The organism is Mesorhizobium sp., from assembly GCF_024509055.1.
In the GTDB taxonomy this organism is placed as follows: domain Bacteria; phylum Pseudomonadota; class Alphaproteobacteria; order Rhizobiales; family Rhizobiaceae; genus Mesorhizobium.
Genome location: NZ_JANINM010000440.1, coordinates 1 through 15,642, shown reverse-complemented (window position 1 = coordinate 15,642; position 15,642 = coordinate 1). Strand labels below are relative to the sequence as shown.

Sequence of the window (15,642 nt, the reverse complement as noted above, 5' to 3'; positions counted from 1 at the left end):
ACGCAACATGGTCGCCCTTGTTCAAGGAGGCCGTCTCGACCGACTTTCGCGACTTCCACGAATGCCTCGACCAGGACAAGCGCATCGCCGTCTACGACGTCGCGGCCTCCAAGGTTCATGCCCGGATGCTTGCCCGCGCGGAGGTGCTGACGCCCGCAGAAAACGAAGCCATCCAGGCCGGTCTCGACACGATCGCCGGGGAAATTCGTTGCGGCGCCTTTGCGTGGAGGAAGGAGCTCGAGGACGTCCACATGAACGTCGAAAGCCATCTGACGGCGTTGATCGGCGACGCCGGCAAGAAGCTTCACACCGCCCGCTCGCGCAATGATCAGGTCGCGACGGATATCCGCCTTTATGCGCGAGCGGAGCTCGACGCGCTCGGTCTCGAGCTGAAGGCGCTCATCCTCGCCTTCGTCGATCTGGCGGAAAGCCACGCCGCCACGATCATGCCGGGCTTCACCCATCTGCAGATCGCTCAGCCGGTCACGTTCGGCCATCACATGATGGCCTATGCGGAGATGTTCCTTCGCGATCTCGAGCGCGTTGGCCAGGCGCGCGAACGCCTCAATGTCTCGCCGCTGGGTGCCGCGGCGCTTGCCGGAACCGGCTATCCGATCGATCCCGATTTCAGCGCGCGGGAACTTGGCTTTTCGCACGCCTTCCGCAATTCGCTCGACGCCGTTTCCGACCGCGACTACGTGGTCGACATCTGCGCGGCCGGCGCCATCATCATGGGCCATCTGTCGCGCCTGGCTGAGGAAATCATCCTGTGGTGCACGCCGATGGTCGATTTCATCGAGGTCGGCGACCAGTTCTGCACCGGCTCCTCGATAATGCCGCAGAAGCGCAATCCGGATCTCGCCGAACTCGTCCGCGGCAAGGCCGCTCGCGTGATCGGCAACCTGACGACGTCGGCGGCGCTAATGAAGTCGCAGCCTCTTGCCTTCAACAAGGATCAGCAGGAATCCAAGCCGCCGCTGACGGACACGTTGGAAAACGTGCGGGGCGCGGTGACTGTCACGACCCAGATGCTGCCGACGATCAAGGTCAAGGCCGACAACATGCGGGCGGCGGCGGAGAAGGGTTATGCGACGGCGACGGATCTTGCCGACTACCTGGTGCGCGCCGGTCTGCCTTTCCGGGACGCCCACCATGCGGTGGCCGCGATTGTGGGCGCCGCGCGGGACAATGGCTACGAGACGCTTTCCGACATGCCGCTCGCGGCCATGCAGGCTTTCGCCCCCGTGATCTCTGAGGATGTGGCGGATGTCCTGACGACGGAAGGTTCCGTTGCCTGCCGCAACCATCGCGGCGGCACTGCGCCCGGGCAGGTCCGGCGTGCTGCTGCCGAGTTGCGCGCTCTGCTCGGCTGAGATCGAAAACGCTGTTTACCTCCGCGACGGCGCCTGTTTAATGGACGGCACCGTCGCGGAGGACGATTTTGAAACCGGAGCTGCAGCAGAACCGCCTACCGCCGTTGCAGACATTGCAGACCTTTTCCGTCGTCGCGGTGACCGGAAGCTTCACGCAGGCTGCTTCAGAGCTCAACCTCAGCCAAAGTGCGATCAGCCGCCAGATCCAGCAGCTGGAGCATTATTTCGGCTGCAGCCTTTTCCAGCGTCACACGCGCAAGGTGGTCCTAACGGAGCAGGGAGACGCGATCGTTCCCATCGTCAACGGATTGCTCATCTCGCTTCGCAATTCCTTCGAGGCGACCAGGACAAAGGGGCGATCCCTGACGGTCCGCATGCCGCCCACATTTGCCCGGCGCTGGCTTCTTCCCCGGCTGACCGACCTTCACAGCTGCCACCCGGACCTGAACATCACGATCGACACCGCCTGGTTCGCCAGACCGAATTTCGGGCCTGGAGACATCGATCTTCTGATCCTCTACGGCAATGGCCATTGGCCCGGGATGCATGTCGAACTGCTCTTGCCCGAAAAGCTGACGCCGATGTGCGCGCCTTCATTCGTCGGCATGCTTGGCGATCCGGCGCGAGTGGACAATCTTGCCAACTGTGTCCTGCTGCACTCCAACGCGCGCCAGAGCGACTGGACGCTCTGGCTGCAAGCCGAAGGCGCCTATGACCTGACGGCGGCGCGCAACCAGATATTCGACACCCAGGATTTTGCCATGACGGCGGCGGCAAGCGGCTACGGTGTGACCATGGGCGACATGCACCTCGCGCGGCAGGACCTGGAAAGCGGAGCGCTGGTCACTCCGTTTCCGCGCGTCATCGACAGTGGCTATGGTTACTATGCCATCTGTCCGGCCAGGGCTGACGCCGTGGCGCTCGTATCCGATCTGCTGGATTGGCTCGTCAAGGAGCGCCCCGGCTGAACCCGGCCGGCGTTGCGAGCGCCATCGCCCGTGTTCACGGACCGCCAGAAAAGGCGGAGCCGGCCCGGGGACAGGGCCGGCTCCTAAACCCGGTCGTTGGGGACGGGGAGGGTGGGGACTCGACCGGGCTTTCCCCTTAAGCACGCCGCACCGATGCGGCGCGCTTGATCTTGTTGAGCAAGTCGTTCTCGTCCTAGCGGACGCTGGCGACGGCGGCGTCGCGGCCGTCGTTGATCGTGATCCAAACGCCCGAATTCTCGGTCGATTGACGCTTGAGGTAGGTGTAGACGGTGTTGTTCCAGGCGAGGACCTTCGGCTCGAGATTGTCGAGGATGAACTCGCCGAGGCTGGTGCGCACTGTCAGCACCGCATGGCCGTCGCCATTCGGCTGGCGCACCACGGTCATCAAGAGGTTACCCGGAGCAACTCCCGCACTCATCAGTTCGCGACGCTTCTCCAGGGCATAGTCCTCGCAATCGCCATAACCGTTGTCGGGGTAGTTCCAGTATTCCTCGACCCCATAATTCTCCATGTCGGTGCGCGGCTTGATGCGGGTGTTGACCGAATTGTTGATGTTGATGATCGTCGCCCACAGCTTGCGCGTCAGCTCGACTGGCGGTCCCTTCGGCGTCTTCTCGTTGCACTCGATCGGAATGCGCTGGCAGAATTCATAGTGGCCCACGGGTTGGGTGGTGCGGCCGCCCGTATGCATGAAGACCGGTTCCGCGCTCGCCGCTCCCCAGGCAGTGAGCTGCATGGCTATTGCCAAGAGCAACAGCTTGCCCCTCATTATCTTCATTATGGTAGTCTCCCCGTTTGAGAAGACTGTGCCATGGCGGGATTTATTTGACGCAAAAACCCGAAGTAGACATTGAGTAAAACGTCGGTCTAATAAACATAAAATTTGAATTATCTAGATTTGAGATTATTTAGAACTGTCGATCTTTCTAGGCATCGTATGGTTAGCAACGCTAAGGCGCGACGGGCGTAAAAGGGGATCCGCGCGCAACAAAAAAGCCGGCCGCTCGCGGCCGGCTTTGGATTGAGATCTGCGCGGGCGGTCAGGCTCGCGGAGCGTTGAATTCCTGGTCCAATGTCTCCGGCCGCTGGATGACGGCAAACTCGATGGCGACGCCGTCCTCGAAATGACGCACCACCTGACCGCGCATCGTGCCCAGCATCACCTGGATGCCGATCGCCGGCTTGACGTCGATCTCGACAGCGGCGCCGGAAAGCGACAGGTCGATGATGCGGCATTGGTACTGGCGGCCATCGGTAAGCTGCAGCACACTCATCGGATTGCGCGGCGCCACGCGCTCGTGGCGGCGGTCTTCCGGCAGGTCCAGCTCATGCTTGTTGGCGAGCCATGTCAGCTGCGCGGCAAGCTTGTCTTTCTTACGGTCCGACGCAATGACGGTCATGGCGAAGCCGTCCCGCGAGGTTCGCGTCACAATGCCTTCGATGCGGCCGATATGATCGATATAGGCAATCACCTTTTCACCCGGCGTGCCGACGCGGTCGGTACGCAACGCGACATTGCCCGGCGACATGTCGATCACCTGGCACGGATGCTCGGTGCGGTCTTCCAGCATGAAGCGACCATAGATCTTGACCTGGACGCGCTGGAAATTGCGTCGCTCGACCCGTGACGGCGCGTATTCTACCGCCGCTGATCTCATGCTGCCTACACCCCGTTGGCATTCCGCGCGATGGTGCGGGGAATTTCAGCCTGAAAGCTACAGCAAATCAGGTTAACAAAGGGGAAAGCAGGCCTCGCCAGGCCTCGGATTTTAAGGCTGGCACTAGCTGGAAATCAGGCCCTGCCGAGGCCAAATTTCCGGCATCCACGATTCATTCGTGACGCCCGCCATCGAAGACGACGAGATGGCGGATGCGACGCACCCGGCCAAGCGCCGAGATGGTTTCGGGAGCATCGAATTCGGTTGGAACGAGCGAGGGGACCTCAATGGCCGGGCGGTTCTTCAGGAACATAGGTTCCTTGTCCGGGTCGATGACCCGGATCGAATCGATAAGCGCATCGGCGAGCGGGTCGGCGCCCAGCCAGAACGGCTTTTCGACAGCGCTGATGATGCCGAGGCAGCGTGGGTTCTCGACGCCGCCGTCGAGCGGTAGGGCCAGCAGCTCGAACTTGTTCGAACGCCCGTTTCTGCTGAAACCTTCGTAGGTTATGAGCAGAACCGACTTCTGTTCGAAAACACCGTGAACGAGGCGCGACACCAGTCGCTGGTCTTTCTCGCGCCACAGCGAGGGAAAGGAGAAGCCTTTGAGTTCCCGGCCATAGCTGGCGCAGAGCCTGGTGCCGGCAAGCCGGAACACGGCTTCGCCACGCGTGTCACGTTCCAGGATGAACGTGTCCGCCAAAAGTGACTTGATGTCCGCCGGCTCCACTTCCGACCGTTTCGGGGCAGGGCGGCCATCACGCAGCTGGTTCCAATATTGGAACAGCGTGATTGATCCGTTCTGAGTCATGTTCATTCCGCTCCGAGCATTCTGTCGTTTGCTGTCCCATCGGCGAACAGACAGGGCGCCCTCCGATGACCTTCATGCGGTGCGGAGCAGGATGCGTGCCAGTATCGTTAACGTTTGTTCACGGGTCGGGGTCGTTAAGGTTAACAAGTGGTTTACGTTGCAGGCGCACGGGGCGTGTGGCACACCAAAAACCACTCCAAAACGGTCGTTTCGCAACGATCGGCAGCACTTCAGTCAAGAGTTTACGGGGAACAGGGGACTCGACGGGCCGTCCAGGGGAAACTCTGGACGGCCTTCTTTTTGATTCGTGCCCTTCTGCGATTCGCGGCTGTGGCGATTCGCGGTTTGTGATTCGACCGGGCGTGATCTACATGCTCGCCCGAAACAGCCTCCAGCCGTTGCAAGGGCGCATGAGCGAACCAGCAAATCCCATCGAAGCCGAACCGCAACCGGACGAGGCGCCCGAGCCCCGCCGCGAGCCGGTGTTCAATCTGCCGCCGGTGGTGTTGGCGGTGATCGGCATCTGCGCCGCCGTCTACCTGCTGCAGCAATATGTGCTGACCGAAGCGCAGCAGATGGTCCTGCTTTATGACGGCGCTTTCATTCCCGTTCTCTACACGGGCCAGTACGGCTTCGACTGGTTCCTGTTCACGAGGCCTTTCACCTACGCCTTCATGCATGGCGGCTTTGCTCATATTGCCATCAACATGGTCTGGCTCGCGGCTTTCGGCTCACCGCTCGCCAATCGCCTGGGCGCGGCGCGGTTTGCAGTGTTCTATGCCGCGACTGGATTGGCGTCGGTCGTGCTGTTCTGGGCATTGCATCCTTATGGCGAAGCGCCGCTCGTTGGCGCTTCAGGCGCGATCTCGGGCATGATGGGCGCGGCCGCCCGCTATGGCTTCCGCATCGACCGCTCATCCGGGCAGGCGGCCTTCGCGGGCGAACCGTTGCCGATAGCAGTCGTGCTGCGCTCGCGCGGCGTCATGACCTTCCTGGGCGTGTGGATGGTGATCAATCTCGCCACCGGCCTGCTCGGTTTCGCACCCGGTATCGATGGTCAGATCGCCTGGGAGGCGCATATCGGCGGCTTCATCGCCGGCTTTTTCGGCCTGCGTTTCTTCGACCGTCCCTTGCCGGAGGCATAGCGCTCCTGCGTACTTGAAATGCAACCAATCACGGCGCACGATGTTGCCCAGGCACCCGGCGTCTTCCCAAGGGCGCTGGGGCTTAAAAGCCGGCAGGATAGAAGCCGGCGGCAAGGCTGTGGAGGACGCCATGACGGTTAAGGCAATTCTCGAAAGCAAGGGCCATGACGTGTTCACGCTCGGGCCCAATGAAAAGCTGAGCGAAGCCATACGGATGCTGGCAGAGCACAGGGTCGGCGCGCTCGTCATCACCAATGGCGACCGCAAGATCGTCGGCATTCTATCCGAGCGCGACATCGTGCGGGTTCTGGCCAAGGAAGGCGCGGCGGCGCTGGACATCGCAGTGCGCTCGGCCATGACGCCAAAGGTCAAGATCTGCAACGAGAACCATACGGTTAACGAGGTCATGGAGATCATGACCAGGGGCCGCTTCCGCCATCTTCCGGTGGAGAAGAACGGACTGCTCGACGGCATCGTCTCCATCGGCGACGTGGTCAAGCGCCGCATCGACGACGTCGAACGCGAGGCCGAGGAGATCAAGGCCTACATCGCCACCGCTTGACTGAGCGGAAGGGTGCCGCCGACCTCCCGGCCGGCGGCACAGCATAAGTCAGCGATTGTCGAGCTCGGCGCGGACGAGCTCCAGCCCGCGTCGCGTGATGCGGTAGGGGCCGCCGCCGATAGAAGACACCGCCTTCTTCCGTCTCAGCTTGCGAAACATCTCCAGGTCGAAGCCAGGATAGCGCCAGCCGTCGCGGGTGAGGCATTGAACGGAAGCGATCTTCCTGCTCTGGTTCTTTTCGATTTCGATGCGCCCGCCTTGGGCGAGCAGGTGCAGGATGCGCTGTTCGTTGCGCGAAATGTCCATCTTGAGAATTCCCGGGAAAACATCAAAAGCCGCCGCCGCGAGAATTCACGGCACGGGGTTTCAGGTTTTCTTGCCCTGCCTCGCTACGAGGTCAGGGCCTTACCGGGACTGAGCGTAAGTGGACATCCACTCTCCATTGGGATGAACGTCCTATAGGTGAGGCCGGCCGAAAAGGCCAGCAGGTGGCTTTGCGCTTGTCTCGCCGGGCGGTTTGGACTAGCGAAGCGGGTACGTTTTATACCCCTTCGAGCGGCGCCGCATGGCGCACTCATCTTGGAACTGACGGCAGGCCATGAGCATCATCGATACCCGTACCACCGATCCGAAACGGCTGATCTCCGGCGCCACCGGCGACTGGGAAATCATCATCGGGCTCGAAGTGCATGCGCAAGTGACCTCGGAAGCCAAGCTGTTCTCCGGCGCTTCGACGGCCTTTGGCGCGGCGCCCAACGCCAATGTCAGCCTGGTCGACGCAGCGATGCCCGGCATGCTGCCGGTCATCAACGAGGAATGCGTCAAGCAGGCGATCCGCACCGGGCTCGGGCTGAAGGCAGCGATCAACCACAAGTCGGTCTTCGACCGGAAGAACTATTTCTATCCGGACCTGCCGCAGGGCTATCAGATTTCGCAGTACAAGCAGCCGATCGTCGGCGAGGGCAAGGTGATCGTCTCGGTCGGTCCCGACCGGCAGGGCGAGTTCGAGGACATCGAGGTCGGCATCGAGCGGCTGCATCTGGAGCAGGACGCCGGCAAGTCGATGCACGACCAGCATCCGACGATGTCCTATGTCGATCTCAACCGCTCGGGTGTGGCGCTGATGGAGATCGTGTCCAAGCCCGATATGCGCTCGGCCGACGAGGCGAAGGCCTATGTCACCAAGCTGCGCACCATCATGCGCTATCTCGGCACATGCGACGGCAACATGGACGAGGGCTCGCTGCGTGCCGACGTCAACGTCTCGGTGCGCCGTCCCGGCGGCGAGTTCGGCACGCGCTGCGAGATCAAGAACGTCAACTCGATCCGCTTCATAGGCCAGGCCATCGAGTCCGAGGCGCGCCGGCAGATCGCCGTCCTGGAGGATGGCGGCGCGATCGAGCAGGAAACGCGTCTGTTCGACCCCAACAAGGGCGAGACGCGCTCGATGCGCTCCAAGGAAGAGGCGCACGACTACCGCTATTTCCCCGACCCGGATCTGCTGCCGCTGGAATTCGACCAGGCCTATGTCGACGCACTGGCCGAGCACCTGCCGGAATTGCCCGACGACAAGAAGGCGCGGCTGGTCGCTGCGCTGGGGCTGTCGACCTACGACGCCTCGGTGCTGGTGTCGGAAAAGCCGATCGCCGATTATTTCGAGAAGGTCGCGGCGGGTCGCGATGGCAAACTCGCCGCCAACTGGGTCATCAACGACTTGCTGGGCGCTCTCAACAAAGCCGGAAAAGACATTGAAAACGCTCCAGTTTCGCCTGAACAGCTGGGCGCGGTGATCGACCTCATCAAGGAAGGCACCATCTCCGGCAAGATCGCCAAGGATCTGTTCGAGATTGTCTGGAACGAGAGCGGCGATCCGCGAGAGCTCGTCGAGAGCCGCGGCATGAAGCAGGTCACCGACACCGGCGCCATCGAGAAGGCCGTCGACGAGGTCATCGCCGCCAATCCGGACAAGGCCGAGCAGGCGCGCGCCAAGCCGACCTTGGCGGGCTGGTTCGTCGGCCAGGTGATGAAAGCGACCGGCGGCAAGGCGAACCCGCAGGCTGTCAACGACCTCGTCAAGGCCAAGCTCGGCATCGAGTAGCGCAATGTTCGTCCGCACCGCCGGAGAGCGCGATCTTGCCGCCATTCGGGCGTTGCTGGTCGAAACCTGGCATGCGGCCTACGATTCCATCTACGGCGTCGAGCGAGTGACCGAAATCACCGACAAGTGGCATTCGGTCGCCTCGCTGAGGTCGCGGCTGACGCGGCCGAATAGCGAGTTCCTCGTCGCGGATGACGGCAACCGCCTTGGTGGCATGGCTTTCGCCGAAAGCTCCGACGATGGCGGGCGGGTCACGCTCAAGCAGCTCTACGTGCTTCCCGCCCTGCAAGGCCGCGGCATTGGCGGGATGCTGCTTGACGAGGTGATCGAGAGCTTCCCCGAGGCGCGCACGATCAGCCTTGAGGTCGAGGAGAAGAACACGAAAGCCGTTGCGTTCTATGAAGCAAACGGCTTCGTGCGCACCGAGGAAGTCGGAGAGCATAGCGGCGACGCCGGGCATACCCTCATCTTCCGCCGGTCTCTCGCCGGCTGACCTCGACCGTCCACCACTCCCTGGATCACCTTCCCGCGAGCGGCGCGACGGCGATCCGGTTTTGAATTGACGGTTGGAGCACCGGTCGCCAAAGCTGGCCCGCATCGACATCCGTGCAAGCCGGCCGGATTTTGCGCGGATGGTTTTGGGGGAGAGAGCCATGCCGAACCTGCCGCAATTGATGCCATCACAAGTGTCGGACGAGACGTTCGGCGGCGTGAGCTATCACGTCGCGGGCGAACTGGTGCCGGTACTATCGGTCGATGTGACGCGCATGCCGGTCTATTTCGAGCACCATATCCTGCTCTGGAAGAATTCCAGCATAACCATCGGCCTGAAATCGCTGCGCGGCGCGCTGAAGCGCATGATGGCCGGCATGCAGATCTTCGTCACCGAGGCGTCGGGGCCGGGCATCATCGCTTTCAGCCGCGACGGGCCGGGTCATATCGTGCCGATCCATCTTCGGCGCGGCGAGGAGATCCAGGTGCGCGAGCATCAGTTTCTCGCCGCGACCGCCAGCGTCGACTACACGTTCGAGCGCGTGCGTGGCCTGGCGACTATGCTGTTTGGCCAAAGCGGCTTCTTCATCGACCGTTTCCGTGGCGAATCCGGCGACGGCATCGTCTGGCTGCATGGCTACGGCAATGTCTTCGAGAAGGTGCTAGCGCCCGGCGAGACCATCGACATCGAGCCGGGTGGCTGGCTGTTCAAGGACGCTTCGGTCAAGATGGAGACGAGGATCGACCGCCTCTCCAGCGGCTTCTTCGGCGCCAATGTGAACTTCGTCGTCAACCGCTTCACCGGGCCGGGGCGCGTCGGCATTCAGTCGATGTATCTGCATATGCCGACGGAGGAATAGGCTCCCGATCAGGCTGGGGAAACCTCGACATTGTCGATCAGCCGCGTCGCCCCGAGCCAGGCCGCGGCAAGGAGCCGGCCTTCTCGGCCTCGCCGCCAGGGCGCAAGCGTCATGGCCTCGCGCGCGGCGACGTAGTCGACCTTTCGAAAGCCCGCACTGGAGAGCGCTTCCGCCGCCCCACTCATGGTCGAGGCTTCATCCGCGCCGGTGGCGAGTTGGGCTGCTGCTTGACGCAAGACCACATTGAGCTTGCGCGCGACGACCAGTTCCGCCTCGTTGAGGTAGGCATTGCGCGACGACATGGCGAGACCATGGGCGTCGCGCACGGTCGGCGCGCCGACGATCTCGACGTGCAGGTCAAGGTCGCGGCAAAGCTGCCGGACGACGCAGAGCTGCTGATAGTCCTTCTCACCAAACACCGCGCAGTCCGGCGTGGCCTGCAGGAAGAGTTTCGCCACCACGGTCGCGACTCCCTCGAAGAAGGTCGGGCGAAAATCCGTTTCCAGGCCGGACGAGGGGCCGCCAACGGAGATCTTCGTCGCAAAGCCTGTCGGGTACATTTCCGCGACACCGGGCGTGAAGGCGAGCTGCGCGCCGGCTTCCCGCAGCCGGTTGAGATCGCGGGCCAACTGGCGTGGATACTTGTCCAGGTCCTCGGTCGGCGCGAACTGGGTCGGATTGACGAAGATAGAGACCACGCAGCGATCCGCTTTTTCGAGCGCGATCCTAACGAGCGAGATGTGGCCGTCATGCAGGGCGCCCATGGTCGGCACCATGGCGACCTTCAGGCCAGCCTGCCGCCAGTCCCGGATTTGCGCGCGAAGCGCCACAACGCTGTCGACAACGATCGGTCCGCTCATTCGGTGTCCTCGCCAAAAACATGATCGGGTCCCGGGAACGCGCGGCTGCGCACCTCCGAAGCGTAACGTGCGGCGGCGACCGAGATCGTGCCGCGCAGATTCGCGTATTCCTTGACGAATTTGGGCACGCGGTCGACGGTCATGCCGATCATGTCGTCTATGACCAGGATCTGGCCGTCGCACTCGCCGCTGGCGCCGATGCCGATGGTCGGGATGGCGATGTGGCGGGTGAGCCGCGATGCCACGGCCTCCATCGTCCCCTCGATGACAACGGAGAAGGCGCCGGCCTTCTCGACAGCCTCGGCGTCGCGGAGAAGGGCCGCAATGTTGTCTTCGGTCCGGCCCTTGATCTTGTAGCCGCCTTCCTTCTCGACAGACTGCGGCAGCAGGCCGATATGGCCCATGACCGGGATGCCGTCGGCGACGATGGCCGCGATCTGCGCCGCCATGTCGACGCCGCCCTCGAGCTTGACCGCCTGGCAGCCTGTCTCTTCGACGATCCGCCGCGCGGAGGCGACGGCCTGCCCAGCCGAAGTCTCGTAGCTGCCCGCCGGCATATCGACCACGACGCAGGCTTTCGCCGAACCGCGCATCACCGCTTGCCCGTGCGCTATCATCATCTCCAGCGAAGCGCCAAGCGTGGTGGCGTGGCCGTGCAGCACCATGGCCACACTGTCGCCGACAAGCAGCAGGTCGACATGAGGATCGAGCATGCGGGCTATGGGGTAAGTGTAAGCGGTGAGGCACACAATCGGCACGCCGCCCTTGCGGCGGCGGATATCGTCGGCGCTGATCCGGTCACCGGCGGAAGCATCTGAAACCAATCTTCACCTCCCTCGGCATAGCATGGCCCAGCGCCCGTGCGCGGGCCGGCGAGGTTTAGAAACACGCGCCGCGCTTGGCAAGCAGGCCAGATGCCTGGCACGCCGCTATATCGATTTAGCGCACGACGCATTTACATCACCGGCTCGGCAAATCGCTTGCCTTCCGGGTGGGCTGACGCCATAAGCAGGGCAGAGCGTAGCCGCTGCGCCGCGAGGACTTGTATGAAGACTTTCCTGCTGCAGTTTTTCACCTGGTGGAACAGCCAGACGCTGGGCACACGCGTCCACACCTGGCGCTTCGGCAAGAAGGTCGGCGAGGACGAGGCAGGCAACGTCTATTACGAGGGCGGTGTCGATTCGGAAGGCCGCACCCGCCGCTGGGTCATCTATCGCGATTATTCGGAAGCCTCGAAGATCCCGCCGGGCTGGCATGGCTGGATCCATCATCGTGTCGACGCGGCGCCTTCGAACGAGAATTACAAGCCGCGCGAATGGCAGCAGCCGCACAAGCCGAACATGACCGGCACGCCGGGCGCCTATCGCCCGAAGGGCTCGGTGCTGACCAACCAGCACCGTCCGCAGGTGACCGGCGACTACGACGCCTGGACGCCGGGTTCTTAAACCGCGGGCCTGGCCATCTTTCGGTCCGTTGTCGCCACAATTGACGTTTAGCTGCTTGCCGATATCGCAGCCCTGATTAGCCTTGGGCGATTGAAGAATCACCCCCGGCGCAACCACCGGTATCCTTGCATGAGCTATTCCAAGCAGTTCCGGGAAAAGTGCATAGCGGCTTTCCGTCCGGAATTGCGCGCAAAGGCTCTAAACCCGATCTCAAAGGCGCTGGTCGCGGCATCTTCCGTGCTGGCTGCCTCCACGGTGGCGTTCGCCGCCGCGCAGGCGCCGGCCGCGCCTTCGGTCGCCGACCGCATCTCCAACCCGGTGGCGGAGTTTGCCGGCATCGACAAGATCACCGGCCGCATCATCACCTTCGATGTCTATATCGACGAGACCGTGCAGTTCGGCGCCCTGCAGGTGACGCCGCGCGTCTGCTACTCGCGTCCTGAGACCGAACAACCCAAGACCGATTCCTTTGTCGAGGTCGACGAGATCACGCTCGACCGCAAGATCCGCCGCATCTTTACCGGCTGGATGTTCGCCGAGAGCCCCGGCCTCAACGCCGTCGAGCACGCCGTCTACGACGTCTGGCTGAAGGGCTGCAAGCAGAAGTCGGATGTGCCGCCGCCGACCGCGGCGAAAGCCGATCCGGCCAAGCCCGACAGCGCCAAGCCAAAAGCCCCAGCGGCTAAGCCAAAGGCGCCGGCTCAGCAACCGGCCCAACCCGCGCCCGACGCGACCACCGACGACACCGAGCCGGCCAACACCAACTGACGTTTCGGAACCTGCCCGCCCGCCACCCGTTTCCAATCGGCGACAGGCGGGAAGGATTCCGTAATGACCAGCACGAAGCCGATCACGGCCAACAAGCAAGAACTCCTCGATATCGAAAGAGGCTTCTGGACCGGCGATTCAGCCTTCTACGAGGCAAATGCCGATACAGAATGCCTGGTTGCTTTTCCAGGCATGGCGCAGGCGATGACCAATGCCGAACTGGCCGGGACCGCCAGCAAGCCCAACCGCTGGCGCGACGTGGAGATTGACTTGAAAGGCATGGTCGAGCCCGGCAGCGACATCGTCATGCTGACCTACGAAGCGCGCGCGACGCGAGAAAACGGCGAAGCCTACGCGGCTCTCGTCAGCACCGGCTATGTCCATCGCGTCAACGGCTGGAAGATGATGTTCCACGCACAGACGCCGATTGAAACGGCCGCCGCTAAGCAATCCACTTAGGGAAAGAAGACCGCTTCACCCTTCAATGCATTGGCCAGCATCTTCTCATACTGGCCGCGCGGCACGTCGACGGCGCCGAAGCGCTTGAGGTGTTCCGTGGTGAACTGCGTATCAAGGAGCGCGAAGCCTCGCGCCCTCAAGCGCTCGACGAGATAATAGAGGCAGGTTTTCGAGGCATCGGTTTCCCGGGCGAACATGCTTTCGCCGAAGAAGACGCGGCCCAGCGAAACGCCGTAGAGCCCGCCGACGAGGCGCTCCTCGCGCCACGCCTCGACCGAATGGCAGTGGCCCAGCCGGAAGAGCTCGAGATAGGCCTCGCGGATCGGCGCGTTGATCCAGGTCGAGCGCCGCTCCTCGCGCTTTTCGGCGCAGCCGTCGATCGTCGCCTCGAAATCGAAGTCGTAGCGGATGTCGAACGGGTGCCTGCGGATCGTCTTCTTGAGGCTCTTCGGCGTGTGGAAGCCGTCGAGCGGGATGATGCCGCGCGTCTCCGGGCGCACCCAGAACACTTCCGGGTCGTTGGCGCTCTCGGCCATCGGAAAGACGCCCGAGGCATAGGCTCGCAGCAAAAGGTCGGTCGGGATGCGATAGCCGGGCGCGTATGGGCGGGTCATCGCACTCCCGGCTTATTCTTCCTTGGCCAGATACTTTTCCAGCCAGTGGATGTCGTAGTCGCCATTGGCGATGTCCGGATTGCCGACCAGGTCTCGGAACAGCGGCAGCGTCGTCTTGATACCGTCGACGACGAATTCGTCGAGCGCGCGGCGCAGCCGCATCATGCATTCGACGCGGTTGCGTCCGTGCACGATCAGCTTGCCGATCAGGCTGTCGTAGTAGGGCGGGATCTTGTAGCCGGAGTAGACGCCGGAATCGACGCGGATGCCGAGGCCGCCGGGCGTGTGGAAGTGAGTGATCGTGCCCGGCGAGGGCGTGAAGGTGCGCGGGTCCTCGGCGTTTATGCGGCACTCGATGGCGTGGCCGTTGAACTTGATGTCTTCCTGGCGTACCGAAAGCCCGCCACCCGAGGCGACGCGAATCTGCTCGTGCACGAGATCGATGCCGGTGATCGCTTCCGTCACCGGATGCTCGACCTGCAGGCGGGTGTTCATCTCGATGAAATAGAACTCGCCATTCTCGTAGAGGAATTCGATGGTGCCGGCGCCGGAGTAGCCGAGATCGGCGATCGCCTTGGCGCAGATGCCGCCGATGCGGGAGCGCTCCTCGGCGTTGAGCGCCGGTGAGTTGGCCTCTTCCCAGACTTTCTGGTGCCGCCGTTGCAGCGAGCAATCGCGTTCGCCGAAATGCACGCCGCGGCCGGCGCCGTCGCCGAATACCTGCACCTCGATGTGGCGCGGCTTCTGCAGGTACTTTTCGATATAAACGGCGTCGTCGCCAAAAGCTGCACCGGCTTCCGACTTGGCCGTCTGCAACGCGACCTCGAGGTCGGCCTCGGTGTGCGCAACTTTCATGCCGCGGCCGCCGCCGCCGGCGGAGGCCTTGATGATCACCGGATAGCCGATCTCGGCGGCGACGCGCTTGGCTTCCTTGTCGTCGCTGATCGCGCCGTCGGAGCCGGGCACGACCGGGATGCCGAGGCGCTTTGCCGTGCGCTTGGCCTCGATCTTGTCGCCCATGATGCGGATATGGTCACCCGACGGCCCGATGAAGGTGATGTTGTGGGCCGCGAGGATGTCGGCGAACTTGGCGTTTTCCGACAGGAAGCCGTAGCCCGGATGCACCGCGTCGGCGCCGGTGATCTCGCAGGCGGCGACGATCTGGTGGATGTTGAGATAGCTTTCGCGCGATGGCGGCGGTCCGATGCACACGCTCTCGTCAGCCAGCCGCACATGCATGGCGTCGGCGTCGGCCGTCGAATGGACCACCACCGTCTGGATGCCGAGCTCCTTGCAGGCGCGCAGCACCCTGAGGGCGATTTCGCCGCGATTGGCGATGAGGATCTTCTGGAACATCTCCGCGCTGTTCCCGGCTTTACTCGATGACCACGAGCGGCATGCCGTATTCGACCGGCTGCGCGTCCTCGATCAGGATGGCGGTCACCGTGCCGGAGCGCGGCGAGGGGATCTGGTTCATCGTCTTCATCGCCTCGATGATGAGCAGCGTC

At 62.9% G+C, this 15,642-nt stretch carries 19 protein-coding genes; 10 read left to right on the top strand and 9 right to left on the bottom strand.

All coding sequences use genetic code 11. From position 1 onward, the window contains the following. Together argH and Q0L57_RS24585 are read left to right on the top strand one after the other, a co-directional pair. Positions 1–1,373 (top strand): argininosuccinate lyase (gene argH, locus Q0L57_RS24590; protein ID WP_296745663.1); only part of this gene is annotated, 1,373 nt, incomplete at its 5' end. A 68-nt stretch (positions 1,374–1,441) separates the two neighbouring features. Further along, positions 1,442–2,341, top strand: a complete 900-nt coding sequence (locus tag Q0L57_RS24585) for a LysR substrate-binding domain-containing protein (RefSeq protein ID WP_296745662.1) — start codon at positions 1,442–1,444, stop codon at positions 2,339–2,341. Between the two features lie 193 nt (positions 2,342–2,534). Here Q0L57_RS24585 and Q0L57_RS24580 read toward each other — a convergent pair whose 3' ends face one another. The 3 genes from Q0L57_RS24580 to Q0L57_RS24570 all read right to left on the bottom strand — a co-directional run bounded on the left by Q0L57_RS24580 (position 2,535) and on the right by Q0L57_RS24570 (position 4,831). Beyond that, complete coding sequence (locus tag Q0L57_RS24580) at positions 2,535–3,140, bottom strand: transglutaminase-like cysteine peptidase (protein WP_296745661.1); 606 nt, start codon at positions 3,138–3,140, stop codon at positions 2,535–2,537. A gap of 262 nt (positions 3,141–3,402) precedes the next feature. Next, positions 3,403–4,020: a PilZ domain-containing protein gene (locus Q0L57_RS24575; RefSeq protein ID WP_296745660.1), complete on the bottom strand. Its 618-nt coding sequence runs from the start codon at positions 4,018–4,020 to the stop codon at positions 3,403–3,405. Between the two features lie 172 nt (positions 4,021–4,192). Further along, on the bottom strand, positions 4,193–4,831 hold the full coding sequence (locus Q0L57_RS24570) for a PAS domain-containing protein (RefSeq protein ID WP_296745659.1): 639 nt from the start codon (positions 4,829–4,831) through the stop codon (positions 4,193–4,195). 410 nt (positions 4,832–5,241) lie between these two features. Here Q0L57_RS24570 and Q0L57_RS24565 point away from each other — a divergent pair, with 410 nt between their 5' ends. Then, on the top strand, positions 5,242–5,976 hold the full coding sequence (locus Q0L57_RS24565) for a rhomboid family intramembrane serine protease (RefSeq protein ID WP_296745658.1): 735 nt from the start codon (positions 5,242–5,244) through the stop codon (positions 5,974–5,976). 130 nt (positions 5,977–6,106) lie between these two features. Continuing rightward, a complete protein-coding gene (locus Q0L57_RS24560) occupies positions 6,107–6,538 on the top strand; it encodes a CBS domain-containing protein (protein ID WP_296745656.1) in 432 nt (143 codons plus the stop codon). 48 nt (positions 6,539–6,586) lie between these two features. Here the strand turns inward: Q0L57_RS24560 and Q0L57_RS24555 are convergent, their stop codons facing one another. Continuing rightward, positions 6,587–6,844, bottom strand: coding sequence for a YjhX family toxin (locus Q0L57_RS24555; RefSeq protein WP_296745655.1), 258 nt, complete (start codon positions 6,842–6,844; stop codon positions 6,587–6,589). Positions 6,845–7,136: 292 nt separating this feature from the next. Between Q0L57_RS24555 and gatB the strand changes: the two genes are divergently transcribed. From gatB to Q0L57_RS24540, 3 genes are all read left to right on the top strand, one after another. Beyond that, positions 7,137–8,636 carry an Asp-tRNA(Asn)/Glu-tRNA(Gln) amidotransferase subunit GatB gene (gatB, locus tag Q0L57_RS24550; RefSeq protein ID WP_296745654.1) on the top strand — a complete coding sequence of 500 codons (1,500 nt, stop codon included), beginning with the start codon at positions 7,137–7,139 and terminating at the stop codon, positions 8,634–8,636. Positions 8,637–8,640: 4 nt separating this feature from the next. Continuing rightward, positions 8,641–9,129, top strand: coding sequence for a GNAT family N-acetyltransferase (locus Q0L57_RS24545; RefSeq protein ID WP_296745653.1), 489 nt, complete (start codon positions 8,641–8,643; stop codon positions 9,127–9,129). A gap of 160 nt (positions 9,130–9,289) precedes the next feature. Next, the gene (locus Q0L57_RS24540) at positions 9,290–9,988 is read left to right on the top strand and encodes an AIM24 family protein (RefSeq protein WP_296745652.1); all 699 of its coding nucleotides are present in this window, start codon (positions 9,290–9,292) and stop codon (positions 9,986–9,988) included. 8 nt (positions 9,989–9,996) lie between these two features. Here Q0L57_RS24540 and panC read toward each other — a convergent pair whose 3' ends face one another. Both panC and panB read right to left on the bottom strand, forming a co-directional pair. Beyond that, positions 9,997–10,848: a pantoate--beta-alanine ligase gene (gene panC / locus Q0L57_RS24535; RefSeq protein WP_296745651.1), complete on the bottom strand. Its 852-nt coding sequence runs from the start codon at positions 10,846–10,848 to the stop codon at positions 9,997–9,999. Further along, complete coding sequence (gene panB / locus Q0L57_RS24530) at positions 10,845–11,672, bottom strand: 3-methyl-2-oxobutanoate hydroxymethyltransferase (RefSeq protein ID WP_296745650.1); 828 nt, start codon at positions 11,670–11,672, stop codon at positions 10,845–10,847. The genes panC and panB overlap by 4 nt, the downstream gene beginning before the upstream one ends. Before the next feature lie 222 nt (positions 11,673–11,894). Between panB and Q0L57_RS24525 the strand changes: the two genes are divergently transcribed. The 3 genes from Q0L57_RS24525 (at position 11,895) to Q0L57_RS24515 (ending at position 13,520) form a co-directional block, all read left to right on the top strand. Next, positions 11,895–12,293: an NADH:ubiquinone oxidoreductase subunit NDUFA12 gene (locus Q0L57_RS24525; protein ID WP_296745649.1), complete on the top strand. Its 399-nt coding sequence runs from the start codon at positions 11,895–11,897 to the stop codon at positions 12,291–12,293. A 129-nt stretch (positions 12,294–12,422) separates the two neighbouring features. Beyond that, positions 12,423–13,061 (top strand): DUF2155 domain-containing protein, encoded by a 639-nt coding sequence (locus Q0L57_RS24520; protein WP_296745648.1) that lies wholly within the window; start codon positions 12,423–12,425, stop codon positions 13,059–13,061. 63 nt (positions 13,062–13,124) lie between these two features. Further along, positions 13,125–13,520: a hypothetical protein gene (locus Q0L57_RS24515; protein ID WP_296745647.1), complete on the top strand. Its 396-nt coding sequence runs from the start codon at positions 13,125–13,127 to the stop codon at positions 13,518–13,520. Here Q0L57_RS24515 and aat read toward each other — a convergent pair. The 3 genes from aat to Q0L57_RS24500 all read right to left on the bottom strand — a co-directional run. After that, entirely contained in the window at positions 13,517–14,134 is a 618-nt protein-coding gene (gene aat / locus Q0L57_RS24510) for a leucyl/phenylalanyl-tRNA--protein transferase (protein ID WP_296745646.1), read from the bottom strand. The genes Q0L57_RS24515 and aat overlap by 4 nt on opposite strands. 12 nt (positions 14,135–14,146) lie before the next feature. Next, complete coding sequence (gene accC, locus Q0L57_RS24505; RefSeq protein WP_296745645.1) at positions 14,147–15,490, bottom strand: acetyl-CoA carboxylase biotin carboxylase subunit; 1,344 nt, start codon at positions 15,488–15,490, stop codon at positions 14,147–14,149. 19 nt (positions 15,491–15,509) lie between these two features. Then, a partial coding sequence (locus tag Q0L57_RS24500; protein ID WP_296745664.1) for a biotin/lipoyl-containing protein occupies positions 15,510–15,642 on the bottom strand: 133 nt, incomplete at its 5' end.

What these genes read in the sequence shown, in the direction of transcription:
- Q0L57_RS24580 (WP_296745661.1), bottom strand. Translation starts at nt 3,140, where the DNA reads ATGAAGATAATGAGGGGCAAGCTGTTGCTCTTGGCAATAGCCATGCAG.
- Q0L57_RS24575 (WP_296745660.1), bottom strand. Translation starts at nt 4,020, where the DNA reads ATGAGATCAGCGGCGGTAGAATACGCGCCGTCACGGGTCGAGCGACGC.
- Q0L57_RS24570 (WP_296745659.1), bottom strand. Translation starts at nt 4,831, where the DNA reads ATGACTCAGAACGGATCAATCACGCTGTTCCAATATTGGAACCAGCTG.
- Q0L57_RS24565 (WP_296745658.1), top strand. Translation starts at nt 5,242, where the DNA reads ATGAGCGAACCAGCAAATCCCATCGAAGCCGAACCGCAACCGGACGAG.
- Q0L57_RS24560 (WP_296745656.1), top strand. Translation starts at nt 6,107, where the DNA reads ATGACGGTTAAGGCAATTCTCGAAAGCAAGGGCCATGACGTGTTCACG.
- Q0L57_RS24555 (WP_296745655.1), bottom strand. Translation starts at nt 6,844, where the DNA reads ATGGACATTTCGCGCAACGAACAGCGCATCCTGCACCTGCTCGCCCAA.
- gatB (WP_296745654.1), top strand. Translation starts at nt 7,137, where the DNA reads ATGAGCATCATCGATACCCGTACCACCGATCCGAAACGGCTGATCTCC.
- Q0L57_RS24545 (WP_296745653.1), top strand. Translation starts at nt 8,641, where the DNA reads ATGTTCGTCCGCACCGCCGGAGAGCGCGATCTTGCCGCCATTCGGGCG.
- Q0L57_RS24540 (WP_296745652.1), top strand. Translation starts at nt 9,290, where the DNA reads ATGCCGAACCTGCCGCAATTGATGCCATCACAAGTGTCGGACGAGACG.
- panC (WP_296745651.1), bottom strand. Translation starts at nt 10,848, where the DNA reads ATGAGCGGACCGATCGTTGTCGACAGCGTTGTGGCGCTTCGCGCGCAA.
- Q0L57_RS24525 (WP_296745649.1), top strand. Translation starts at nt 11,895, where the DNA reads ATGAAGACTTTCCTGCTGCAGTTTTTCACCTGGTGGAACAGCCAGACG.
- Q0L57_RS24520 (WP_296745648.1), top strand. Translation starts at nt 12,423, where the DNA reads ATGAGCTATTCCAAGCAGTTCCGGGAAAAGTGCATAGCGGCTTTCCGT.
- Q0L57_RS24515 (WP_296745647.1), top strand. Translation starts at nt 13,125, where the DNA reads ATGACCAGCACGAAGCCGATCACGGCCAACAAGCAAGAACTCCTCGAT.
- aat (WP_296745646.1), bottom strand. Translation starts at nt 14,134, where the DNA reads ATGACCCGCCCATACGCGCCCGGCTATCGCATCCCGACCGACCTTTTG.
- accC (WP_296745645.1), bottom strand. Translation starts at nt 15,490, where the DNA reads ATGTTCCAGAAGATCCTCATCGCCAATCGCGGCGAAATCGCCCTCAGG.